The organism is Streptomyces sp. NPDC036813, assembly GCF_055609245.1.
In genome coordinates this window covers 138,743-160,489 of record NZ_JBVJPV010000019.1, presented here as the reverse complement: position 1 = coordinate 160,489, position 21,747 = coordinate 138,743, and the positions used below count along the sequence as shown (strand labels likewise).

At 73.1% G+C, this 21,747-nt stretch carries 22 protein-coding genes and 1 tRNA gene; 13 read left to right on the top strand and 10 right to left on the bottom strand.

Features of this window, described 5'->3' with window-relative positions:
• Window positions 1–89 precede the first annotated feature (89 nt).
• Window positions 90–1,076, top strand: coding sequence for an aldo/keto reductase (locus tag ACZ67Q_RS33010; protein WP_471189702.1), 987 nt, complete (start codon window positions 90–92; stop codon window positions 1,074–1,076).
• Complete coding sequence (locus ACZ67Q_RS33005; protein WP_471189701.1) at window positions 1,073–3,343, top strand: helix-hairpin-helix domain-containing protein; 2,271 nt, start codon at window positions 1,073–1,075, stop codon at window positions 3,341–3,343. The genes ACZ67Q_RS33010 and ACZ67Q_RS33005 overlap by 4 nt, the downstream gene beginning before the upstream one ends.
• A gap of 130 nt (window positions 3,344–3,473) precedes the next feature.
• On the opposite strand, the gene ACZ67Q_RS33000 is transcribed toward ACZ67Q_RS33005, so the two are convergent.
• Complete coding sequence (locus tag ACZ67Q_RS33000; protein WP_471189699.1) at window positions 3,474–4,163, bottom strand: hypothetical protein; 690 nt, start codon at window positions 4,161–4,163, stop codon at window positions 3,474–3,476.
• A 47-nt stretch (window positions 4,164–4,210) separates the two neighbouring features.
• On the opposite strand from ACZ67Q_RS33000, the gene ACZ67Q_RS32995 reads away from it, so the two are divergent.
• On the top strand, window positions 4,211–4,399 hold the full coding sequence (locus tag ACZ67Q_RS32995) for a DUF5703 family protein (protein ID WP_190206279.1): 189 nt from the start codon (window positions 4,211–4,213) through the stop codon (window positions 4,397–4,399).
• Between the two features lie 73 nt (window positions 4,400–4,472).
• Here ACZ67Q_RS32995 and ACZ67Q_RS32990 read toward each other — a convergent pair whose 3' ends face one another.
• The 3 genes from ACZ67Q_RS32990 to ACZ67Q_RS32980 form a co-directional block, all read right to left on the bottom strand.
• Entirely contained in the window at window positions 4,473–5,291 is an 819-nt protein-coding gene (locus tag ACZ67Q_RS32990; protein WP_471189697.1) for a chaplin, read from the bottom strand.
• A gap of 174 nt (window positions 5,292–5,465) precedes the next feature.
• Window positions 5,466–5,699, bottom strand: a complete 234-nt coding sequence (gene chpH / locus ACZ67Q_RS32985) for a chaplin ChpH (protein ID WP_361625561.1) — start codon at window positions 5,697–5,699, stop codon at window positions 5,466–5,468.
• Window positions 5,700–5,856: 157 nt separating this feature from the next.
• Window positions 5,857–7,182 carry a M20/M25/M40 family metallo-hydrolase gene (locus tag ACZ67Q_RS32980; protein ID WP_471189695.1) on the bottom strand — a complete coding sequence of 442 codons (1,326 nt, stop codon included), beginning with the start codon at window positions 7,180–7,182 and terminating at the stop codon, window positions 5,857–5,859.
• Window positions 7,183–7,389: 207 nt separating this feature from the next.
• Here ACZ67Q_RS32980 and ACZ67Q_RS32975 point away from each other — a divergent pair.
• Window positions 7,390–7,474: transfer RNA gene (locus ACZ67Q_RS32975), tRNA-Leu, on the top strand.
• Between the two features lie 75 nt (window positions 7,475–7,549).
• Window positions 7,550–7,927, top strand: coding sequence for a YchJ family protein (locus tag ACZ67Q_RS32970; RefSeq protein ID WP_471189693.1), 378 nt, complete (start codon window positions 7,550–7,552; stop codon window positions 7,925–7,927).
• 6 nt (window positions 7,928–7,933) lie between these two features.
• Here ACZ67Q_RS32970 and ACZ67Q_RS32965 read toward each other — a convergent pair whose 3' ends face one another.
• A complete protein-coding gene (locus tag ACZ67Q_RS32965; RefSeq protein ID WP_471189691.1) occupies window positions 7,934–8,635 on the bottom strand; it encodes a FadR/GntR family transcriptional regulator in 702 nt (233 codons plus the stop codon).
• 130 nt (window positions 8,636–8,765) lie between these two features.
• Here ACZ67Q_RS32965 and ACZ67Q_RS32960 point away from each other — a divergent pair, with 130 nt between their 5' ends.
• On the top strand, window positions 8,766–9,287 hold the full coding sequence (locus tag ACZ67Q_RS32960; RefSeq protein WP_471189689.1) for a gluconokinase: 522 nt from the start codon (window positions 8,766–8,768) through the stop codon (window positions 9,285–9,287).
• Between the two features lie 95 nt (window positions 9,288–9,382).
• Window positions 9,383–10,780 (top strand): GntP family permease, encoded by a 1,398-nt coding sequence (locus tag ACZ67Q_RS32955; RefSeq protein ID WP_471189687.1) that lies wholly within the window; start codon window positions 9,383–9,385, stop codon window positions 10,778–10,780.
• Between the two features lie 47 nt (window positions 10,781–10,827).
• Here ACZ67Q_RS32955 and ACZ67Q_RS32950 read toward each other — a convergent pair whose 3' ends face one another.
• The 4 genes from ACZ67Q_RS32950 to ACZ67Q_RS32935 all read right to left on the bottom strand — a co-directional run bounded on the left by ACZ67Q_RS32950 (window position 10,828) and on the right by ACZ67Q_RS32935 (window position 14,804).
• Window positions 10,828–11,457, bottom strand: a complete 630-nt coding sequence (locus ACZ67Q_RS32950) for a cytochrome b/b6 domain-containing protein (RefSeq protein ID WP_471189685.1) — start codon at window positions 11,455–11,457, stop codon at window positions 10,828–10,830.
• Window positions 11,441–12,169, bottom strand: a complete 729-nt coding sequence (locus ACZ67Q_RS32945) for a molybdopterin-dependent oxidoreductase (protein WP_471189683.1) — start codon at window positions 12,167–12,169, stop codon at window positions 11,441–11,443. The genes ACZ67Q_RS32950 and ACZ67Q_RS32945 overlap by 17 nt, the downstream gene beginning before the upstream one ends.
• A gap of 66 nt (window positions 12,170–12,235) precedes the next feature.
• Complete coding sequence (locus ACZ67Q_RS32940; RefSeq protein WP_471189681.1) at window positions 12,236–13,789, bottom strand: APC family permease; 1,554 nt, start codon at window positions 13,787–13,789, stop codon at window positions 12,236–12,238.
• 64 nt (window positions 13,790–13,853) lie between these two features.
• Entirely contained in the window at window positions 13,854–14,804 is a 951-nt protein-coding gene (locus ACZ67Q_RS32935; RefSeq protein ID WP_471189679.1) for a hypothetical protein, read from the bottom strand.
• A 424-nt stretch (window positions 14,805–15,228) separates the two neighbouring features.
• Here ACZ67Q_RS32935 and ACZ67Q_RS32930 point away from each other — a divergent pair, with 424 nt between their 5' ends.
• The 4 genes from ACZ67Q_RS32930 to ACZ67Q_RS32915 all read left to right on the top strand — a co-directional run bounded on the left by ACZ67Q_RS32930 (window position 15,229) and on the right by ACZ67Q_RS32915 (window position 18,188).
• Window positions 15,229–16,122, top strand: coding sequence for a DMT family transporter (locus ACZ67Q_RS32930; protein ID WP_471189677.1), 894 nt, complete (start codon window positions 15,229–15,231; stop codon window positions 16,120–16,122).
• A 786-nt stretch (window positions 16,123–16,908) separates the two neighbouring features.
• The gene (locus tag ACZ67Q_RS32925; RefSeq protein ID WP_471189675.1) at window positions 16,909–17,424 is read left to right on the top strand and encodes an NUDIX hydrolase; all 516 of its coding nucleotides are present in this window, start codon (window positions 16,909–16,911) and stop codon (window positions 17,422–17,424) included.
• 36 nt (window positions 17,425–17,460) lie between these two features.
• Window positions 17,461–17,853, top strand: a complete 393-nt coding sequence (locus tag ACZ67Q_RS32920; protein ID WP_471189673.1) for a YidH family protein — start codon at window positions 17,461–17,463, stop codon at window positions 17,851–17,853.
• Window positions 17,850–18,188 (top strand): DUF202 domain-containing protein, encoded by a 339-nt coding sequence (locus ACZ67Q_RS32915; RefSeq protein WP_471189671.1) that lies wholly within the window; start codon window positions 17,850–17,852, stop codon window positions 18,186–18,188. Before ACZ67Q_RS32920 ends, ACZ67Q_RS32915 begins: the two co-directional genes overlap by 4 nt.
• A 73-nt stretch (window positions 18,189–18,261) precedes the next feature.
• Here the strand turns inward: ACZ67Q_RS32915 and ACZ67Q_RS32910 are convergent, their stop codons facing one another.
• Window positions 18,262–19,197, bottom strand: coding sequence for an NADP-dependent oxidoreductase (locus ACZ67Q_RS32910; RefSeq protein WP_471189669.1), 936 nt, complete (start codon window positions 19,195–19,197; stop codon window positions 18,262–18,264).
• Window positions 19,198–19,378: 181 nt separating this feature from the next.
• On the opposite strand from ACZ67Q_RS32910, the gene ACZ67Q_RS32905 reads away from it, so the two are divergent.
• The gene (locus tag ACZ67Q_RS32905) at window positions 19,379–20,443 is read left to right on the top strand and encodes a phosphotransferase family protein (protein WP_471189666.1); all 1,065 of its coding nucleotides are present in this window, start codon (window positions 19,379–19,381) and stop codon (window positions 20,441–20,443) included.
• Between the two features lie 3 nt (window positions 20,444–20,446).
• Window positions 20,447–21,661 (top strand): acyl-CoA dehydrogenase, encoded by a 1,215-nt coding sequence (locus ACZ67Q_RS32900; RefSeq protein WP_471189665.1) that lies wholly within the window; start codon window positions 20,447–20,449, stop codon window positions 21,659–21,661.
• The last annotated feature ends 86 nt before the right edge of the window (window positions 21,662–21,747 follow it).

Genomic DNA, 21,747 nt, shown 5'->3' with positions numbered 1-21,747 from the left:
CGCGCGCCGCGCAACCCCTGTGGAAAGCCGGGATTCTCGTTGTCCACAGGCAACCCACGGCGCATCCCTGGCCAGTAATCTCGGCGTTCATGGAGCAGAGGCATCTCGGCCGCACCGGCCTGCGTGTGTCCCGCATCGGGCTCGGCACCCTGACCTGGGGCCGGGACACCGACGAGCACGACGCCGCGGACCTGCTGAAGACGTTCTGGGAGGCCGGCGGCACCCTGGTCGACACCGCGGACGTGTACGGCGACGGGGAGGCCGAGTATCTGCTCGGGCGGCTCATAGAGGGGCTGGTCCCGCGCCGGGACCTGGTCATCTCCACGAAGGCGGGCGGTGTGCCCGACCCGGACCGCCGGTTCGACGGCTCACGCGGACATCTGCTGGCAGCGCTGGACGCCTCGCTGGCCCGGCTCGGCACGGACTACGTCGACCTGTGGCACCTGCACGCCTACGACCCCTGCACACCGTTGGAGGAGACCCTCCAGGCCCTCGACATCGCGGTGAGCAGCGGGCGGGCCCGCTATGCCGGGGTGTCCAACTTCTGCGGCTGGCAGCTCGCCAAGGCCGGCACCTGGCAGCTGGCGGCGCCGGGCACGCGGACCCGGCTGGCCGGAACGCAGATGGAGTACTCGCTGCTGCAGCGCGGGGTGGAGCGGGAGGTGCTGCCGGCCGCGCTGGACCTGGGGATCGGGCTGCTGCCGTCCTCGCCGCTGGGCCGCGGGGTGCTCACCGGCAAGTACCGGGGCGACGCCCTGCCGCCGGGCTCCCGCGGCGCCTCGGAGCATCTGGCGCCCTTCGTCGCGCCGTACCTCGACGACACGGCGAGCCGGATCGTGGACGCCGTGGCGACGGCCGCCGACGGGCTCGCCGTGACGCCTCTGCAGGTGGCCCTCGCCTGGGTCCGCGACCGGCCCGGCGTGACCGCACCGATCGTCGGCGCACGCACGGCGCAGCAGCTCACGGCCGCGTTGTCAGTGGAGGCCCTTAGTCTTCCTGACGAGATCTGCCGGGCGCTCGACGATGTGTCGGCGCCCGTGCACCGCTATCCCGATCACGACTGGAGCACGCTGTGAGCACGGAGCCGGAGACCACGGAGGACGCCGGGCCGGGGACGCCGGAGACCGGGGCGGAGCCCGGCACTCCGCAGGAGGAGCCGGCCCGGGACACCGCAACCGCGGGCGCTGAGGACGCTGCCGAGGGCGCGCAGGACGAGGGCGGTACGGAGGCCGGAGGCGAGGGCGCGGACGGCACCGGGGGCAGCAGCGGCACCGGCGGCGCCGAGGGTGCCTCCGGTGAGGGCGCCGGGGGGCTGTCGGAGGCGGAGGCCGAGCTGCGGGCACAGCAGATCGAGCGGGAGCGGATCGAGCGGCGCAAGGCCGAGAAGCAGGCGCCGATCGAGAGCGGTACGAAGCTCAGCGGGACGGCGGCCGACCTGCTCGCCGCCGTACGGGCCGTGGAGAGCGGCCAGAAGCCGGCCCGGACCGTGTTCAGCGAACCGGCCTCCCCTCGCCGTCCAGCCCCGGAGCCGGTACGGCGTCCGGAGCCGGCGCAGCCCACGCCTGCGGCTCCCGCGGCCGCCTCCGCTTCCGTTGCCGCTTCCCCGGAGAGCGTCGCCGCCGTGGGACGCGTGCTGGCCGACGGCGACGCCCCTCAGGCGCTGGCCGCGCAGGCCGCCGCGGTGCTCGGCGAGGGCGCGGCCGACGTGCTGCGCGACGACCCCTGGCAGCTGCTGCGGGTCACCGGGGTGCGCCCCGAGCAGGCCGACGGCTTCGCCCGGGCCCTGATCGGCCCGGAAAGCCGTCCGGACGACGAGCGGCGGGGCCGCGCGCTGACCGGCTGGCTGCTGGAGCAGGCCGCCGTCGCGGGGCACACCGCGCTGGAGCTGACCGCGCTGACCGCCGCGCTGGGGCAGCGCGGGGTGCCCGACCCGGACGCCGCCGTGCAGGACGCGCTCGCCGAGGGCGAGGCGCTGGCCTTCCAGGACGCCCTCGACGAACAGCCGCCCGCCGCTGCCCGGGAGGAGGGCGACGAGGAGGAGGCCGAGCGCCCGGTGCGCGTCCTGATCGGCTTGGAGCGGTACGCGCTCGCGGAGGAGAGCCTCGCCGACTCTCTCGCCCGCGTGGCCAACTCCCTGGCCGAGCAGGACGGCACCGACTGGACGTCGGCCGCCGCGTCGGTGTCCGGCAGCGCGGCGGAACTGATCCGCGCCGTCGCCGGGCACGGACTGGTGCTGCACACCGGCGCAGAGGCGGCCCGCGCGGAGCCGGCGGCCCTCGTCACCGCGGCCCGCGGGCTGGGGCTGCGGGCCGTCGCCGCCTGCCACACACCGGACGGCCGGCGCCGCTTCACCGCGCTGCTCCCCGGCGACGACGCCGCGGCCGGTGCGGACGTCGTCACCGTCGCCGGGCTGCTCTCCGGTGCCGAGGGGCCCGGCCGGGACGCCGACGGCGCGCTCGCCCTTGATCTGCTGGTGGTGCTGGACGCTCCCCAACTGGACGTCGAGAGCGCGGCGATGGTGGTGGAGTCGCTGCCGGACGGGGCCAGGCTGGTGCTGAGCGGCGATCCCGCGGTGCTGTGGTCGGCCGGGCCCGGGCGGGTCTTCGCCGACCTGCTGGCCGCGCGAGTGTGCCCGCAGATCGCCTCCCGCATCCCCGACCCCGGGCCCATCGGCGAGCTGGTGTCCGGGATCGGCGTCGGCGAGCTGACCAAGGTCGAGGCGCCCGGCAAGGAGGTCGTGATCGTGCCGGTGCGGGACGCCGGCGAGGCCGTGCACCGCACCGTGCAGCTGGTCGCCGACTCGGTGCCGCGAGCCCTCGGCGTGCCCGCGGAGCAGACGGTCGTGATCACCCCGGGTCATGGCGGCGCCGCCGGGACACGGGCGCTGAACGCCGCGCTCAAGGAGCGCCTGAACCCCGGCCCCGGCCGGTTCGGCGGCTTCGACGCGGGCGACCGGATCGCCTACTCCCCCGCGCCGGGGCGCACGGTGCCCGGGCAGGTGACGGGCGCCGACGCCGACGGACTGCACCTGACCTGCGCGGGTGTCCCGGTCGTCGTACCGCGTGAGCGGGTGGAGCAGAGTGTGCGGCACGGCTGGGCACTGACCGCGCACCAGGCGGTGGGCAGCCGGTGGCCGGCGGCCGTCGTGGTGTTGCCGGGCGACGCCGCGCAGGCCCTGAGCCGGCCGTGGGTCTACACGGCGTTCGGCCGGGGAGAGCGGCATCTGTCCGTCGTGCACGGCGTGGAACAGGCGCTCCCCAGAGCGGTCGCCGAGGTCCCGGGCAAGCCCCGCACGACCCGCCTGCCCCTCCTGCTGCGCACACAGGTCCCGACGGCGGGCTGACCGCCCACCGGCCGCTCGCCGCTGCCCCCTGGGGCACGGCGCTGCGGGGGGCGGCCGGGAACGCGTGCGGCCCGGGACGTGTCGTCCCGGGCCGGTTGCGGGGGGTGCGGGCTCTGTCAGCCGCCGACGGTCAGTGGTCGGCGTCCAGGGGCTCCAGGTCTTCGTCCTCGTCCGCGGCGAGATCCGGGTGCGGGTCGTCGTCCTCGTCGTCGTCGAGGTCGTCGTCGAACACGGCGCTCACGTCGAAGCGGCAGACCACCCGTTGCGGATCGATCTGCTCGAACGGCGCCTCCAGCCATTCGCCGGGATCAGCCGGTTCGTCGGAGGCGACCACCCACAGGGTGGAGTCGCCCTCCTCCAGGCCGAACTCCTTGTGCCGGGAGGCGATCTCGTCCGGTTCGAACTCGCCGAACAGGATGCCCAGCGCGCCGTGCACCGTGCCGGAGATCCCCTCGTCCGTGCTCTCCTCGTCCGCCGCCTCGATGCGCTGGGCGTGCGCCCTCAGCCGCTGCGGCTGCGCGACCGCGTAGTCGCGCCGGATCAGCACGCTGAGCGCGTTCGGCTCCTCGGGGCCCGTGTACGGCGGCAGCGAGTCGTCGGCCCCCGGGATCTCGAAGGGCGTGACCTCGTCGTAGCGGTCGTAGAGCAGCTCGTCGTACGCCTCGGCGGCAGCGGCCAGCTGGTTGAAGGCCTCGTAGACATCCGGGTCGTCCTCGCCGGACCTGCGTTCGACCGCGGCCAGGTGGCGGTCGAGCGCGGTCTTGACCGCCTCGGCGGCGGCGCGTACCTCGGCAGCGGTGGGCTGCGCAGCATCAGACATAGTGCAGACGCTATCCGTACCGGGCCCCAGCCCGCACAATAGATGCGATGCCGGAATACGAATTTGTCGACGTGTATCTACCGCGCGGGGTCTCCCGCAAGGAGACGACACGTCTGCTGACCGACCATGCCGAGTACGGACACTGGGAGTTGTACCGTCTGAGTCTGCTGCGCGACGGCAGCCGCAGGGTGCGGCTGCGGCGGCGGATCATCCGCCAGGTGCGCGCCACGTGGTGACGTGAGGCAGACGGAGCGGGCCCCGCTGGTGCGGGGCCCGCTCCGTTCGTGTGCCGCCGTGGCACCGCGCCGCTCAGGCCGAGGCGCGCGCCTTGCGGTACATCACCGCTCCGGCGAGCAGCGCGCCCGCGCCCACCGGCAGGACGACGCCCATCGGCAGGTCACTGCCGGTGTGGGCGAGCTGGTCCGAGCCCCCGGCGCGGCTGACCGACCGGGTGCCGGGGTGGTGGGAGTGGCCGGGCGCACCGGGCGTCCCGTGCCCCGGAGTGGTCGGGGTGGCCGGCGTACCGGGGTGACCCGGGGTGCCTGGGTGACCAGGTGTGCCGGGGTGACCCGGGGTACCGGGGTTGCCCGGAGTTCCGGGGTTGCCCGGGGTCCCCGGGTTGCCGGGCGTGTCCCCGCCGCCCGGAGGTGTGGTGTGACCACCCTCGTTGTTGGCGCAGTTGTTGCCCATGGCGGGGTTGAGTGCCCCGACGACGTCGACGCTGTTGCCGCACACGTTGACCGGTACGTCGACGGGGGCCTCGACGTGGTTGCCGGAGCCGACACCGGGCGAGCCACTGGTGTGTCCGCCGGCCTGCGCGCCGCCCGAGCCGCCGGAGCCCCCGTGCCCGCCGGAACCACCGTGTCCGCCGGAGCCGGCGTGCGCGCCGTTGTTGGCGCAGGAGTTGCCCATCGCCGGGTTGAGCGCCCCGACGACGTCGACCGTGTTGCCGCACACGTTCACCGGGACGTGCACCGGCGCCTGGACCGAGTTGCCGGACAGCACGCCCGGCGAGTTGGAGGCGGAGCCGCTCGCGCCCGAGTCGGCGTGGGCGTAACCGCCGGCGGCGGCGAGCACGCCGGTCGCGGCCGCCACCGTCATGAGGCCTTTGCGGGTGACCTGTCGCATTGCTGAATTCCTGCCTTCCGCGATGTCTCGCACATCAACTCGCAGATCAAGTCGCATCGTGAAACGCGCAAAAGACCGAACGACCCCGGAGCGCATGGCGCGCGCTCCGGGGTCGACGGTATGGACGACCCTCAGAGGACCGACCCGCGAAGGACCAACCCCTGGAAGGGGACGTCAGTCGTTGACGCAGGTGTTGCCGAAGGCGGGGTTCAGGAGCCCGATCACGTTGATCGTGTTGCCGCACACGTTCACCGGGACGTGCACGGGCACCTGGATGACGTTGCCGGAGACGACGCCCGGGGAGTTCACGGCGGCACCCTGGGCACCGGCGTCGGCGACGGCGAGGCCCGCGCCCGCGAGAACCAGTCCACCGGTGGCAGCCGCAGCAGCGACGACCTTCTTGATCATTATTCCTCCTTGTTGGCAAAAGCGGTCCCAGCATTGCGGACCGCATCACCTGTAACGAGGAGGGTGTAATGAGGCTACGAGCGTATCGTCGCATTCACTCTTCTCAGTGGTTGCCGCACGCACGCCCGATTTCAACGGCGAAATTCAGCAAGGCCTTTCAGGACGCGTCGATGAAGCGGTCGAGCACCCTTACACCGAACTTCAGCCCGTCCACCGGCACTCGCTCGTCGACGCCGTGGAACATGCCGGCGAAGTCCAGCTCCGGGGGCAGCTTGAGCGGCGCGAAGCCGAAGCCGCGGATGCCGAGGTCGTCGAAGGACTTGGCGTCGGTGCCGCCCGAGAGCATGTACGGGATCGCCTTGGCGGCCGGGTCCTCGGCGACCAGCGCGGACTGCATGGCCTCCACCAGCGCGCCGTCGAAGGAGGTTTCGACGGCCTTGTCGGCGTGCACGTCCTCGCGGCGGACGTTCGGGCCGAGGAGCCGGTCGAGGTCGGTGAGGAACTCCTCCTCGTGACCGGGCAGGAAGCGGCCGTCGATGTGCGCGGTGGCCTCGCCGGGGATGACGTTGACCTTGTAACCGGCGTTCAGCTGGGTGGGGTTGGCGGTGTTGCTCAGGGTCGCGCCGATCAGCTTGGCGATGCCGCCGAGCCGGGCGAGCGTGGACTCCATGTCCTCCGGGTCCAGCTCGGTGCCGAGGGCGTCGCCCAGCTCGTCCAGGAAGGCGCGGGTCGTCTTGGTCACCCGCACCGGGAACTTGTGGCGGCCGACCCGGGCGACCGCCTCGCTCAGCTCGGTGATCGCGTTGTCCCGGTGGATCATCGAGCCGTGCCCGGCGGTGCCGGCCACGGTGAGCTTCATCCAGTGCATGCCCTTCTCGGCCGTCTGGATCAGATACAGCCGCCGCTGCTCGCTGACGGTGAAGGAGAAACCGCCGACCTCGCTGATCGCCTCGGTGACGCCCTCGAAGAGGTCCGGGTGGTGGTCGACCAGGTGACGGGCGCCGTAGGTGCCACCCGCCTCCTCGTCGGCGAGGAAGGCGACCACGATGTCGCGCGGGGGGCGGCGCCCGGAGCGCAGCCGGTCGCGCACGACGGCGAGCGTCATCGCGTCCATGTCCTTCATGTCGACCGCCCCGCGGCCCCAGACGCAGCCGTCGGCGACCTCGCCCGAGAAGGGGTCGTGGGTCCAGTCGGCGGCGTTGGCCGGTACGACGTCGAGGTGGCCGTGGATGAGCAGCGCGGGCCGGGACGGGTCCTCGCCCTCGATACGGGCCACCGTGGAGGCGCGGCCGGGGTGGGACTCGAAGATCTTCGGCTCGAGGCCGACCTCGGCGAGCTTCTCGGCGACGTACTCGGCCGCCTTGCGTTCACCGGGGCCGGAGTGGTCGCCGTAGTTGCTGGTGTCGAACCGGATCAGCTCGCGGCAGAGGTCCACGACCTCGTCCTCGCCGGTGACGCCCCTGGCCGTGTCCGTCTCGCTCACGCTGCTTCCTCCCGGTGTCACTGCGGTGTCCCTGCTGGTGGTCCCCCTCATCCTCCCCCCGCCCCCCGCCGCGGCCCAAGACCGGTCCCGGCCCGTCACACGTCGTTCACGTGACGACGGCCGCACCGGGGGGTGATCGGCCACCCCGGAAAGCCTGGTAATGTTTACGTCGTCGCCGCGAGGGAAACCCCGCACGACAGACACCTTGTCCGGGTGGCGGAATGGCAGACGCGCTAGCTTGAGGTGCTAGTGCCCTTTATCGGGCGTGGGGGTTCAAGTCCCCCCTCGGACACATCGAGAAGGCCCCTGCTCAGCAGGGGCCTTCGGCGTTTTCGTGGCGCCACGGCGACCGGGCACAATGGCGCGCATGACGACGCGTTCCTGCCCCTGCGGTCTGCCGGAGCCGTACGCCGCGTGCTGCGGCCGCTACCACCGCGGCGAGGCGGCCGCGCCGACGGCCGAGGCACTGATGCGCTCGCGCTACAGCGCCTTCGTTCAGGGCGACGCCGGCTATCTGCTGCGCACCTGGCACCCGCGGACCCGGCCCGCGCGGCTCGATCTGGACCCCGGGATGCGCTGGACGGGGCTGGAGATCCTCGCCACGAGTGACGGCTCGGCGTTCCACTCCACCGGGACCGTGACGTTCCGCGCCTCCTACCGAGGCGGTTCGCTGCGCGAGCACAGCCGTTTCGAACGGGTCGAAGGGGCATGGGTGTACGTCGACGGGGACTTCCCCGGGGAATAGGTCCGGCTACGGCGCCAGGATGTCCAGTTCCTGCAGCGCCCCCACCGTGATCTCCCGGGTCAGCTGTTCGGCGCGCTCGGCGTCGCGCGCGCGGACCGCCTCCGCGACCCGGACGTGGAGCGTGACAGCGGCCGGGTCCGGGTCCTCGAACATCACCTCGTGCTCGGTGCGGCCCGTGAGGACCTCGGCGACGACGTCGCCGAGGCGGGCGAACATCTCGTTGCCGGAGGCGTTGAGGATCACCCGGTGGAAGGCCACGTCGTGGAGGAGGTAGCCCTCCAGCCGGTGACCGCGGGAGTTGGCGACCATGCCGAGGGCGCACTCGGTGAGTTCGGCGCACTGCTCGGCGGTGGCGTTGCGGGCGGCGAGGCCGGCCGCGATCGGTTCGACGGCCGAGCGCAGCACGGTCAGTGAACGCAGTTGGTGCGGCCGGTCCGCGCCGGCCAGGCGCCAGCGGATGACCTGCGGGTCGTAGACGTTCCACTCGGCCTTCGGGCGGACGGTCACGCCCACCCGCCGGCGTGACTCCACCAGGTGCATCGACTCCAGGACCCGTACCGCCTCGCGCATCACGGAGCGTGACACGTCGAAGCGCTGCGCGAGCTCGTCGGTGCGCAGCACACTGCCCGGCGGGTACTCGCCCGCGGTGATGGCGGGGCCGAGGGTGTCCAGTACATGGCCGTGCAGCCCCCGGCCCGGAGTGGTCATGCACACAGAGTACGGGCCGGGTCACGGGAACAAAAAGTCAGACTTATTTGTCACAGACTCTTGAATTCGTCGTACCTAATGGGTTTCAGTGGCCCGGCATCAACGTGTCGACGAAGACAGCGAGGCAGCGATGAACACCCCCCACGTCGTCGTGGTCATGGGCGTGGCAGGCACCGGCAAGACGACCATCGGTCCCCTGCTGGCCGCCCGGCTCGGCGTCCCGTACGCCGAAGGCGACGACTTCCACCCCGCGGCCAACATCACCAAGATGTCGGCCGGCGTTCCGCTCACCGACACGGACCGGTGGCCGTGGCTGGACGCCATCGGCGACTGGGCCGACGGCCGGGCGGGGCTCGGCGGGGTGGTCAGCTGCTCGGCGCTGAAGCGGTCGTACCGCGACCGGCTGCGGGCCGCCGCGCCCGGGCTGGTGTTCGTGCACCTGACCGGTGACCGCACCCTCATCGCCGACCGGATGGCGCACCGCCAGGGTCACTTCATGCCCACGGCACTGCTCGACTCCCAGTTCGCCACGCTGCAGCCGCTCGGGGTGGACGAGGCGGGCGTCGAGGTGGACGTCGAGGGCAGCCCGGAGCAGATCACCGAGCGGGCCGTGTCCGCTCTGGCCGCGCTGCCCGAGCCGACGACCCGGTAACCCCCCTCCCCCGCGGGTCCGTCCCGGCCCTTCCTCCGGTAGGGCCGTCGGCACCCCGTTCCCTCCCCATCCCCGTAACCGCAAGGGAAACCCCCGTGACCAGACTCAGCGTCGAGATGCTGGCAGCGGACAAAGTCGAGCCGATCACCTCGGCCGGCCACGCCCAGCTGGGCATCGCCGTGCTGGCGGGCATCGCCGTCATCGTCCTGCTGATCACCAAGTTCAAGCTCCACGCGTTCCTGTCCCTGACGCTCGGCACGCTCGTCCTCGGCGCGGTCGCCGGGGCGCCGCTCGACAAGGCCATCACCAGCTTCACCACCGGGCTCGGCTCCACTGTGGCCGGTGTGGGTGTACTGATCGCCCTCGGTGCGATCCTCGGCAAGATGCTCGCCGACTCCGGCGGCGCCGATCAGATCGTGGACACGATCCTGGCCAAGGCCGGCGGGCGGGCGATGCCGTGGGCGATGGTGCTGATCGCCTCGGTGATCGGGCTGCCGCTGTTCTTCGAGGTCGGCGTCGTGCTGCTGATCCCGGTCGTGCTGATGGTCGCCAAGCGTGGCAACTACTCGCTGATGCGGATCGGCATCCCGGCCCTGGCCGGTCTGTCGGTGATGCACGGACTGGTCCCGCCGCACCCCGGTCCGCTCGTCGCGATCGACGCGGTGAAGGCCAACCTCGGCGTCACGCTGGCGCTCGGCGTGCTGATCGCCATCCCGACGGTGATCATCGCCGGTCCGCTGTTCTCCAAGGTCGCGGCCCGCTGGGTGGACGTCCAGGCGCCGGAACGGATGATCCCGCAGCGGGCCTCGGAGGAGCTGGAGACGCGGCCGGGCTTCGGCCCGACGCTGGCCACGATTCTGCTCCCGGTCGTCCTGATGCTCTCCAAGGCGCTGGTCGACATCACCGTCGACGACCCCGACAAGACCGTGCAGCGGATCTTCGACGTGGTCGGCTCGCCGCTGATCGCCCTGCTCGCCGCCGTCCTCGTGGGCATCTTCACGCTGCTGCGGCCCGCCGGATTCGGCAAGGACCGCGTCTCGCCACTGGTCGAGAAGGGTCTCGCGCCGATCGCCGGCATCCTGCTGATCGTGGGCGCGGGCGGCGGCTTCAAGCAGACGCTGATCGACACCGGCGTGGGCCAGATGATCCTGGACATCTCCAAGGACTGGAACATCCCGGCGCTGCTGCTGGCCTGGCTGATCGCCGTGGCGATCCGGCTGGCGACCGGTTCGGCGACCGTCGCCACCGTCTCGGCCGCCGGTCTGGTGGCGCCGCTCGCGGCCGACATGTCGACCACGCACGCGGCCCTGCTCGTCCTCGCGATCGGCTCGGGCTCCCTCTTCTTCAGCCATGTCAATGACGCCGGCTTCTGGCTGGTGAAGGAGTACTTCGGGCTGAACGTCGGCCAGACCATCAAGACCTGGTCGGTGATGGAGACGATCATCTCGGTGGTCGGGGGCGGCCTGGTCCTGCTCCTTTCCCTGGTCATATAGGGGTCATACCGGGATCCGGCCCGCGATGACGACACACCCGCTGTGGCCTACGGGCGCCACAGCGGGTGTTCGCGTTCCGCCCACCACCGGCCGACCAGGCCCGTGCGCAGCCCGCGGCGGGCCTCCGGATCGCCCAGGGCCATGCCGATGTGGCCGGCCAGGACGACGCCGATGGTCAGCGCCAGCCAGTCGTGCACGAAGGTCGCGCTGGTGCGCCACTTCAGCGGGGTGAGATGCGTGAACCACATCAGCAGCCCGGTGCCGAGCATGACCAGCGTCGCCCCGGCGATCCAGGCGGCGTAGATCTTCTGCCCGGCGTTGAACTTGCCCGCCGGGCGCGACGCGTGCCGCTTGTCGCGCCGCAGGGCGGCGCGCAGCCAGCGGCGGTCGTGCGCGCCGAAGCGGTTGAGCCGGCCGAGGTCGGCACGGAAGGCCCGGGAGGCGAGGCCCAGCAGCACCGGCACCGGCAGGGCGAGGCCGGCGCACTCGTGGACCCGGACCACCAGCTCGCGACGGCCGACGAGTTCGGCGAGCTGCGGGACATAGAGGAAGGCCGCGGTCACCACGCAGACGCCCATCAGCGCGGCCGTCGTGCGGTGGATCCAGCGTTCGGCCGGGCTGAAGCGCCGCACCTGCCCCGTGGCCGGGGCCGTGGGGGCGTCAGCTCGTAGGCTCATCGTCACGTCCGTTCGAGCGGCCCACCCAGGCGTCGACGTCGTAGCCGCGCTCTTCCCAGTAGCCGGGCTCGACGTCGTCGGTGACGGTGATGCCGGAGAGCCACTTGGCGGACTTGTAGAAGTACATGGGGGCGACGTAGAGGCGGACCGGGCCGCCGTGGGCGTGGACCAGGTCCTTGTCCTGCATGCGCAGCGCCACCAGGACGTCGGGGCGGCGGGCCTGGGCGAGGGTGAGCGACTCGCTGTAGGTGCCGTCGAAGCAGGTGAAGCGGACCGCCCGGGCGGTGGGGCGCACTCCGGCGGCGTCCAGCAGCCGGGACAGGGCCACCCCCTGGAAGGCGGTGCCGGGGACCCGCCAGCCGGTGACGCACTGGACGTCCTTGACGAGCCGGGTCTGCGGCAGGGCCCGCAGCTCGGCCAGGGTGTAGCCGCGGGGGCGGTCGACCAGGCCGTTCACGGTGAGACGGTAGTCCCGGGCGCCGAGGTGCGGCACCGACGCGGCGACGGAGTAGTAGCGGAAGCCGCCGCCGTTGGGCAGCAGTCCGGTCAGGCCGGTGGGGTCGCCGCTGGACAGGGACTCCAGGCCGCTCTGCAGCGCCGGCGCGGTGAGCAGGCCCAGCGCGCCCAGGCCCAGGGTGCCGAGCAGGACGCGGCGGCCGATCGGGCGGCCCTCCTCGTCTGGCGACCCGGGCGGTGGTGGTTCGGGGTTCACCTCTTCATTCGAGCACCCGCGGCCCCTGAGGTGAAGGGTTCACGGGTGCTCGTCAGCCTTCCGTAATCACTGCTCGCCGGGTGCGGCCGTGGCGGCGGCCTTGTCCAGCTGGAACGCCTCGTTGCCGAGTCCGATGCGGGCGTGCGCCCGCGGATTCCGGGAGCGCAGCAGCAGGCCCTGCGCCAGCCCGGCGACCAGGGCGAGGCCGATCACGGCGGGCAGCGCCCAGCTGAGGGCGGAGCCGGGGCCGGCGCCGACCAGGACGTCGAAGTCCTTGACGGTGTAGCCGGCGAGCACCAGCAGGGCGAGCCCGGCCAGCGCGGAGGTGAGCAGCCGCCAGCCCTGGGTGCGGGCGGCGCCGCGCCGGACGAAGAAGACGATCACGGACAGCGATGCAGCCGCCATCAGCAGGATCACACCGAGGGCGCCGAGGTTGCCGCACCAGGTGAACAGGTGCAGCACGGGCGCGGTCGGGTCGCCCGCCGGCTTGCCGTCGGTGGCGGCGAAGAGGATCACGACGGCCGCGGACACGGCGGTCTGCAGCAGCGAGCCGGTGCCGGGAGCGCCGCTCGCGCCGGTCGTGCGGCCGAAGGCGCGCGGCAGCAGGCCCTCGCGGCCCATGGCGAAGGCGTAGCGGGCGACCACGTTGTGGAAGCTGAGGGTGGCGGCGAACATGCCGGTCACGAACAGCACGTGCAGGACGTCGGTGAAGGTGGCGCCGAGCCGGGACTCGGTGAGCGTGAACAGCAGCCCTGCGCTCTCCTTCTGGGCGGTGCCGACGATCGCGGAGGGGCCGGTGGCGACGGTGAGCGCCCAGGAGCTGATCGCGAAGAACACGGCGACGGAGCCGACGGCGAGGAACATCACGCGTGGCACCAGGACGTGCGGGCGGCTGGTCTCCTCGGCGTAGACCGGCGCCTGTTCGAAGCCGGTGAAGGCGGCGATGCAGAAGCACAGGGCGGTGGAGACGCCGGCGCCGGTGAGGGTGCCGGGGTCGAAGGCGTGCAGGGACAGGCCCTCCTTGCCGGGGTCGGAGATCGCCGCGATGTCGAAGATCACGACGAGGGCGACCTCGATGACGAGGAGGACGCCGAGCACGCGCGCGTTGACGTCGATCTTCAGCCAGCCGAGCGCGCCGACGACGGCGACCGCAGCCAGCGCCGGTATCCACCAGGCGACGGTGACGTCGGCGTAGGTGGCGAGCAGGCCGGAGACCTCGAAGCCGAAGATGCCGTAGATGCCGACCTGGAGGGCGCTGTAGGCGACGAGGGCGACCAGGGCCGCGCCGGCGCCCGCAGTGCCGCCGAGACCGCGGGCGATGTAGGCGTAGAAGGCACCCGCGTTGTGGACGTGCCGGCTCATCTCGGCATAGCCGACGCTGAACAGGACCAGGACCGCGCCGAGCGCGACGAACAGCAGCGGCTGGCCGACGATGCCCATCACCGCGTACGTCGTCGGCATGACACCGGCGACGACCATGAGCGGGGCGGTCGCGGCGAGCACGGAGAGCAGCAGACCGGAGGTGCCGAGGCGGTCGGCGCGCAGGGCCCGGTCGGGGCCGAGGTAGGTGCTGATGCCCTCGGCGGCGGGTCTGGTGGTGCGGGGACTGCCGGTCGTCATGCGGGGTCCTTTCGGGGGCGGGGCCTCGCGGGGCGGGGGCCCGAGGGGGCCGTGCGGGGGCGTGTCAGCCGGTTCCGAGGGCGCGGTCGCGGGCGGCACGGAAGGCTGCGTAGGGGTCGCGGTCGGGGTAGGACCAGGGCGCGGGGGTGGCGTGCTCGCCGATGCGGTGGAAGAGGGCGGCGGCCTCGGCGCCGCGGCCCTCGCAGACCTTGGCGTGGGCGAGGTGGTTGAGGTCGACCAGGCGCCGGGGGTGGCCCTCGTGCTCCCATTCCAGCCACCAGTCGAAGGCGGCCTTCATCACCTGCCGGGCGCGGCGGTCGGTCCAGTGGCCGGAGGCCGGCGGGTCGGCGGAGACACGGCCGGCGGTGGCGAGCACGCGGTAGCGCTCGGCGTGCGCGATGACGGGGAGCATCGCGAGCGGGGAGTCGGCGGGTGCCTGTTCGGCGGCCCAGGCGGCGAAGTCGTACACCTCGTGCAGCGGGTCGGGGCCGACGTCGGCGCGGCGCTCGGCGAGCCGGGCGACCATCAGGTGGTGGGCGTGGTGGTGCTCGGAGTGGCGGGCGCGCACGTGCTCGAACGTGCGGACGACCGCGGTGTCGTCCCCATGGGTGCGTTCCAGCAGGAGCAGGGCCAGCCAGGGCGTGGGGTCGGCCGGGGCGAGCGCGGCGGCGGCGTGGCAGGCCTCGCGGGCGGCGTCGGGCTTGTCCTTGCCGCGCAGGGCGCGCTGGACGCGGGCGGCGGCGAGCAGCACGGCGGCGTCGACGGAGTCGGGTTCGGCGAGGAGCCAGTCCTTGGCCCAGGCGGCGCTGTAGGGCTCGGCGGCCAGGACGACGACGCGGTGGCCGCGGCGGTCGTGGTCGTCACCGGTCAGGGCCAGCAGCGAGCGCGCGGACTGCCACCGGCCCTGCGCCAGCGCGGCGCGGGTGTCGGCGAGTTCGGCGTCGTCGAGGGCGGCGTCGAAGGCGTGGGCGGCGCGTCTGCGGGCGCGGCCCAGGGGAGGCGGGGGTGGGGGCACCGCGGGGCTACCTCGTGTTCCGTGTTCCTGGTGCGTGATGGCGGTCCGCTGTCGGAGGGCTGGTCGGGCTCCTCCACGGACGGGCATGCACCTGCCACCGTGCGATCACGCACAGCCAACCGCCAGCGGGTGAGGCGCGTCAAGGGCCGACGGGTCGATGACACGCGTCAACTGGCCGTTGGTTGGCGGGATTTGAGCGGTCGGGGCCGCGGTGGCGTGGCCGCTTGCGCCGTTGTGCCGCCGTGGACGAGACAGGCTGAGCCCGGGTGGCGCGGCCAGACAGCGCGGCGGGCCGGACTGGAACGCCCGGGCGCGGGCATACGCAAGGGACCGTTCCGCGTACTCCGGGGGCGCCGTGAGTCCCGGGACGTTAGAGTCGGGCCTCACGACCCCGTGACCCGGCCGGACGATCGAGGGACGCAGCGTGTCGGTTCTGGTTCTTGTTCTCGCCGTGAGTGCCGCGTGCTGTGTGGGTTTCGGTTTCGTCCTTCAGCAGAGCGCCGCGCAGCGGGCTCCGCTCGGTGACTTCCTCTCGCCCCGGCTGCTCCTGGACCTGATGCGGGTGCCCAGCTGGCTGGGCGGACTCGCGCTGATGGTGGCCGGGATGGTCCTCGGCGCGATCGCGCTCGGCCGGGGCGAGGTGTCCCTGGTCGAACCCCTGCTGGCGACCAATCTGCTCTTCGCGCTCGCGCTCTCCCGGCGCCGCACCCGGCAACCGCTCGGCCGGCAGGGGTGGGCGGGACTGGCGCTGCTGGCGGGCGGGGTGAGCGCGTTCATCCTGGCCGGTCAGCCGCGCGGCGGCAGCGCGGTGACCGATCCGGTGCGCCACTGGGTGATCATCGGCGTGATGACCGGTTCGGCGCTGCTGCTGGCCGCCTGTGCCAAACGCTCCCGGCTGCGCTGGGGGCCGGTCCTGCTCGCCCTCGCGGCCGGTCTGCTCTACGGCGTCCAGGACGCCCTGACCCGGGTCAGCGGGCAGCGCTTCTCCGCCGGCGGCCTCACCGGACTGCTCACCGGCTGGCAGCCGTACACGGTGCTGGCGCTCGGGATCACCGGACTGGTCCTGGTCCAGAGCGCCTTCGAGACGGCTCCCCTGCGGATGTCGCTGCCCGCGCTCACCGCCGCCCAGCCGCTGGCCGGGATCGCCTGCGGCGTCGGCTTCCTCGGCGACCGGCTGCACACCGACACCGGGGCACTGGCCTGGGAGGCGGCGGGCCTCGCGGCGATCGTCGCGGGCATCGTCCTGCTGGGCCTGCACCCTTGCCTGCCGCAGGGCACGGCGGGCGAGGAACGGGTGGACGCGCTCCAGGGACGCTGAGTCCCTGCGGGGGGCTGACGGTTCCTTGCTCGGGGGCATGGCTGGGGGTCGGCCGGGGCTGAGGGCCGGCCCGAGGGCCTCGCGAGGCGGCCGAGGGGGCACCGCCGGCGGCCGGGGGGCTCGGCCGGCGGCCGGGGGGGGGGAGCTCGGCCGGGGGCTCGGCCGGCGGCCGGGGGGCACGGCCGGCGGCCGGGGGAAGCTCGGCCGGCGGCCGGGGGAAGCTCGGCCGGCGGCCGGGGGCTCGGCCGGCGGCCGGGGGCTCGGCCGGCGGCCGGGGCTATGACGCACCCCGTGACCCCGTCAGGCCCCGGCCCCACCTCGACCACGTCGACCCCGTCAAGCATCCTCATGGACCCGGCGGCCCCCTCCACCTCCTGACCCCGCCAGGTCCGTGCGCGCACCAGAGCGCCACGGACCGGGAAGACCGCCCGGCGAGGTCCCGCTGGGAAGCCGCAAACCGCCCGCCCACCGAGGCCCGCCGGAAAAACGCAGACCCCCTGCCGGGCAAGGCGCCGCAAGGAAGACGAGAGCGCCGCCCGCCGGGCAAGGCCCCGCCAGGGAGACGAGAGCCCCCGTCCGGGCAAGGCCCCGCCAGGAAGACGAGAGCGCCGCCCGCCGGGGCCCCTCACGATGGCGGGCACTCGGCGCCCGTCAAGATCCCACCGGGAGTACGGCGGTCGGCCGCTCGGCCGGGGACCCACCCGGGTGGGGCCCCTGCTGCTCGGCCGGGGCCCCGGTGGGGGCCGGGGTCCGCCGGGACGGCGGCGGCCCTGCTTGGATGGCCCCATGAACCCTGCTGACGAGATCCTCGACATCGTCGACGAGAACGACCAGGTCATCGGGCAGTCGCCGCGCGGCGAGGCGTACGCGGGCGGGCTGCGCCACCGGTGCGTCTTCATCCAGGCCCGGGACGCGGACGGCCGTGTCTTCGTCCACCGCCGCACCCCGACCAAACTGGTCTTCCCCTCCCGGTACGACATGTTCGTCGGCGGAGTCGTCGGCGCGGGCGAGTCCTACGACGACGCCGCGCTGCGCGAGGCCGAGGAGGAACTGGGTGTGACGGGGCTGCCCCGCCCCACGTACCTGTTCAAGTTCCTCTACGACGACGGGGCCGGGTGCAGCTGGTGGTCGGCGGTGTACGAGGTCCGCTGCGAGCTGCCGGTGCGGCCGCAGGTGGAGGAGGTGGCCTGGCACGCCTTCCTCACGGAGGACGAGCTGCGCGGGCGGCTCACGGAGTGGGAGTGGGTGCCGGACGGCATGGCGGCGTACGAACGGCTTGCGGACCATCGCTCAGCGCACTGAGCGGGTGGCGCCGACCGTGAGGATAGGGTCCTCCACGTGATCGAACTCGTACGGAACGTCCGGTTGTGGTTCGCACCGGAGCGGGTGCGGGAGGAGGGCGGGACGCCCGACTACCGGTTCTCGCTGGCCAACGAGCGCACTTTCCTGGCGTGGCTGCGCACCGCGCTCGCGCTGATCGGAGGCGGGTTCGCGGTGGACCAGTTCCTGCCCGACCTGCGCTGGGGCTGGCGCGTGGGGCTCGCACTCGCCCTGCTCGCGGCGGGTGTGCTGTGCGCGCTGCGGGCCGTCAACCACTGGGTGCGCTGCGAGCGGGCGATGCGCCGCGGGGAGGACCTGCCGGTGTCCCGGTTCCCGGTGGTGCTGAGCCTCGTCGTCGCCGTGGTCGCGGTGGCGATGGTCGTCGTCGTGCTCATCGGGTGGGCGGGGTGAGCGGTGCCCGTCGGGTGGGCGACCTGAGCGACGAGCGGGACCCGGGGCTGCAACCCGAGCGGACCCGGCTCGCCTGGCGTCGTACGACGCTGGCGTGCACGGTCGCGGCCGTGCTCGCGGTGAGGGCCGCGCTGCACGGCGGTGCGTCGGCGGGCGGTGTGGTCGCGGGGGCGCTGTGCTGTGTGCTGTGGGTGGGGTTCCTGCTCGTCGCCCATCACCGCATCCGCCAACTGGCGGCGACGGGCCGCCCCCGGCCGATGCCGGCGCGGCTGGCGTCGGCGGCGGCGCTGTGCACGGTGGCGATGGCGGCGTGCGCCACGGCGCTGGTGCTCTGAGCCGGGCGCCAGCCGTTCCTGCCGGCACCGGTGCCGGTGGTCGGCAGCACGCTTGCGCCCCTTCCCCGGTGCGTCAGCCGTCCTCGGCCACCGTCACCACGATCTTGCCGCGGGTGCGGCCCTCCTGGCTGTGCCGGTGGGCGTCCGCCGCGCGCTCCAGCGGGTAGGCCGCGTCGACGTGCACGGAGAGCACGCCCTGGTCGGCCAGGTCCGACAGTTTGCGCAGGTCCTCGGCGTCGGGACGCACCCACGCGTAGCGGCCGCCGTAGGTCAGCACGTCCGGGTCGGCGATCGAGGCGAGCCGGCCGCCGGCGCTCAGGAGGGCCACGGAGGCCTGGAGGGCGTCGCCGCCGACGGTGTCGAAGGCCGCGTCCACACCCTCGGGGGCCAGTCCGCGCACCCGGTCGGCCAGCCCCTCGCCGTAGCTCACCGGTTCGCCGCCCAGCCCCCGCACGAAGTCGTGGTTGCGTTCGCTCGCCGTACCGATCACGCGGGCGCCGAAGTGCCGGGCGAGCTGGACGGCGATCGACCCGACGCCGCCGGCCGCGGCGTGCACCAGCACCGTCTCGCCCCGCTTGACGCCGAGCGCCTTGACCAGCACCTGGTAGGCGGTCAGCCCGGCCAGCGGCAGCCCGGCGGCCTCCTCGAAGGAGAGGCTGCGCGGCTTGCGGGCGAGGGTGCGCACGGGCGCGGCCACGTACTCGGCGAAGGTGCCGCGGCAGAGGAAGTCCTCTCGGACGTACCCGATGACCTCGTCGCCCTCCGCGTACTCCGTGACGGACACACCGGGTCTGACCACCACGCCGGAGACGTCCCAGCCGGGCACCACCGGGAAGACGGATTCGAACATGCCGTCCAGATAGCCCTCGCGGCACTTCCAGTCCACCGGGTTCACCGCCGCCGCCCGCACCTTCACCAGCACGGAGTCGGGGCCGACCTTGGGCTCGCGCACCTCCCCGTACTCCAGCACCTCGGGTCCGCCGTACCGGCTGTAGCTGATCGCCTTCATGGCACCGACCCTCGGGGGTCCCCGGGCGCCGCGCAAGCCCGGATGGACCACGCGTGCGCGGGTGCGCGGCGGGGGCCGTTGACTATCGTGGCACCGATCACGTTCGGCTCGGGCACTGGACGACATACCGACCGGTCAGCATGATGGGGTACGTCACGTTCACCTGCCTGTAGGAGCGACGATGAGCCCCGACCACCCGCCCGGTCTCGATCTCGACCGGCTGCGCGGTCTGCTGGAGCGCGAGCGGCCCGGCCTGGTGACCGGTCCCCTGACCGGCCGGCTGGTCGAGGGCGGACGGTCGAATCTCACGTATCTGGTCGGCGACGGCACAGAGCAGTGGGTCGTACGCCGGCCCCCGCTCGGCCATGTGCTGGCCACCGCGCACGACATGAAGCGCGAGCACCGGGTGATCAGCGCGCTGCACCCGACGAAGGTGCCGGTGCCCGAGCCGCTGCTGCTGTGCGAGGACGAGGAGGTGCTCGGCGCGCCCTTCTACGTCATGGAGTTCGTCGAGGGCACCCCGTACCGCACCGCCGAACAGCTCGAGTCGCTCGGCCCGGAGCGCACCCGGCAGGCGGTGCTCTCGCTCGTCGACACCCTCGTCGACCTGCACGACGTGGACCCCGATGAGGTCGGCCTCGGCGACTTCGGCCGCCCGGAGGGCTTCCTCGACCGTCAGCTGCGCCGCTGGGGCAAGCAGCTGGACGCCTCCCGCAACCGCGAGCTGCCCGGCATCGACGAGCTGCACGCCGCGCTCGGCCGGGAGCTGCCCCGCTCCCCCGCACCGACGGTCGTGCACGGCGACTTCCGGCTGGACAACGTCCTGATCGGACCCTCGGCACCGGCGGGGAGCGCCCCGGAGACGAACGAAGGCGCCGACCGGATCAAGGCGGTGCTCGACTGGGAGATGTCCACGCTCGGCGACCCGCTCACCGACCTGGGCCTGCTGGTGATGTACAGCCGGCCGCTGGGGATGCCGGACTCCCCGGTCTCCACCACCGCGCAGGCCCCGGGCCACCCGGCGCCGCGGGAACTGATCGAGCGGTACGCCGCGCGCTCGGGGCGCGACGTGTCGGCGGTGGACTGGTACACGGCGTTCGCGTGGTTCAAGCTCGCCGTCATCCTCGAGGGCATCCACTACCGCTACACCCTGGGCCAGACGGTCGGTCGCGGCTTCGACCGCATCGGCGAACTGGTCCCGGTCTTCATCGAGCACGGACTGACGACTCTCAAGAAGGGCGAGTAGGCCATGGACTTCGCGTTCGACGCACGCACCGAGGAACTGCGCGCGAAACTGCTCGCCTTCATGGACGAGTACGTCTACCCGGCCGAGGCGGTGGCCGAGGAGCAGCGGGCCGCGCTCTCCTCGCCGTGGGACACCCCGCAGGTGGTCGAGGACCTCAAGGCCGAGGCCCGCCGCCAGGGCCTGTGGAACCTGTTCCTGCCGGACACGGAGTACGGCGCCGGGCTGACCAACCTCCAGTACGCGCCGCTCGCCGAGATCACCGGCCGCTCCCCGCAGCTGGCGCCCACCGCGACCAACTGCGCCGCGCCGGACACCGGCAACATGGAGGTGCTCACGCAGTTCGGTGACGAGCAGCAGAAGAAGCAGTGGCTGGAGCCGCTGCTTGCCGGGGAGATCCGCTCGGCGTTCGCGATGACCGAGCCGGAGGTGGCCTCCTCGGACGCCACCAACATCACCACGCACATCGAGCGGGACGGCGACGAGTACGTCATCACCGGGCGCAAGTGGTACATCTCCGGCGCGATGGACCCACGCTGCAAGATCTTCATCGTGATGGGCAAGACCGACCCGGACGGCGAGGACATCCGCCGCCAGCAGTCCATGGTCCTGGTCCCGCGCGACACCCCCGGCGTCACCGTCAAGCGCGCGATGCAGGTCTTCGGGTACGAGGACCACTACCACGGCGGGCACGCCGAGGTGATCTTCGACCACGCGCGCGTGCCGGTGACCAATCTGATCGGCGAGGAGGGCGGCGGCTTCGCCATCGCCCAGGCCCGGCTCGGTCCCGGCCGTATCCACCACTGCATGCGGCTGATCGGCATGGCCGAGCGGGCCATCGAGCTGATGTGCAAGCGGGCCGTCGGCCGCACCGCCTTCGGCAAGCCGCTGGCCCAGCAGGGCGTGGTCCAGAACTGGATCGCCGACGCCCGCGTGACGGTGGAGCAGCTGCGGCTGCTGGTGCTGAAGACGGCCTGGCTGATGGACACCGTCGGCAACCGGGGCGCGCACACGGAGATCCAGGCCATCAAGATCGCCACGCCGCGTGCGGTGGTCTCCATCCTGGACCGGGCGATCCAGCTGCACGGCGCGGGCGGGGTGAGCCAGGACTTCCCGCTGGCCGAGCTGTACGCCGGCGCCCGCACCCTGATGCTCGCCGACGGCCCGGACGAGGTCCACCAGCGCTCGCTGGCGCGGCGGGAGCTGAAGAAGTACCTCTAGTAGCCGCCGGAGTAGTGGTGGTCCTCGCGGGCGAGGGCCTGGAGGAACGACAGGAGCCGGTGGAGAAGAGAGGGTCTGCGTGTCAT

What these genes read in the sequence shown, in the direction of transcription:
- ACZ67Q_RS33010 (WP_471189702.1), top strand. Translation starts at nt 90, where the DNA reads ATGGAGCAGAGGCATCTCGGCCGCACCGGCCTGCGTGTGTCCCGCATC.
- ACZ67Q_RS33000 (WP_471189699.1), bottom strand. Translation starts at nt 4,163, where the DNA reads ATGTCTGATGCTGCGCAGCCCACCGCTGCCGAGGTACGCGCCGCCGCC.
- ACZ67Q_RS32995 (WP_190206279.1), top strand. Translation starts at nt 4,211, where the DNA reads ATGCCGGAATACGAATTTGTCGACGTGTATCTACCGCGCGGGGTCTCC.
- ACZ67Q_RS32990 (WP_471189697.1), bottom strand. Translation starts at nt 5,291, where the DNA reads ATGCGACAGGTCACCCGCAAAGGCCTCATGACGGTGGCGGCCGCGACC.
- chpH (WP_361625561.1), bottom strand. Translation starts at nt 5,699, where the DNA reads ATGATCAAGAAGGTCGTCGCTGCTGCGGCTGCCACCGGTGGACTGGTT.
- ACZ67Q_RS32970 (WP_471189693.1), top strand. Translation starts at nt 7,550, where the DNA reads ATGACGACGCGTTCCTGCCCCTGCGGTCTGCCGGAGCCGTACGCCGCG.
- ACZ67Q_RS32965 (WP_471189691.1), bottom strand. Translation starts at nt 8,635, where the DNA reads ATGACCACTCCGGGCCGGGGGCTGCACGGCCATGTACTGGACACCCTC.
- ACZ67Q_RS32960 (WP_471189689.1), top strand. Translation starts at nt 8,766, where the DNA reads ATGAACACCCCCCACGTCGTCGTGGTCATGGGCGTGGCAGGCACCGGC.
- ACZ67Q_RS32950 (WP_471189685.1), bottom strand. Translation starts at nt 11,457, where the DNA reads ATGAGCCTACGAGCTGACGCCCCCACGGCCCCGGCCACGGGGCAGGTG.
- ACZ67Q_RS32940 (WP_471189681.1), bottom strand. Translation starts at nt 13,789, where the DNA reads ATGACGACCGGCAGTCCCCGCACCACCAGACCCGCCGCCGAGGGCATC.
- ACZ67Q_RS32925 (WP_471189675.1), top strand. Translation starts at nt 16,909, where the DNA reads ATGAACCCTGCTGACGAGATCCTCGACATCGTCGACGAGAACGACCAG.
- ACZ67Q_RS32910 (WP_471189669.1), bottom strand. Translation starts at nt 19,197, where the DNA reads ATGAAGGCGATCAGCTACAGCCGGTACGGCGGACCCGAGGTGCTGGAG.
- ACZ67Q_RS32905 (WP_471189666.1), top strand. Translation starts at nt 19,379, where the DNA reads ATGAGCCCCGACCACCCGCCCGGTCTCGATCTCGACCGGCTGCGCGGT.
- ACZ67Q_RS32900 (WP_471189665.1), top strand. Translation starts at nt 20,447, where the DNA reads ATGGACTTCGCGTTCGACGCACGCACCGAGGAACTGCGCGCGAAACTG.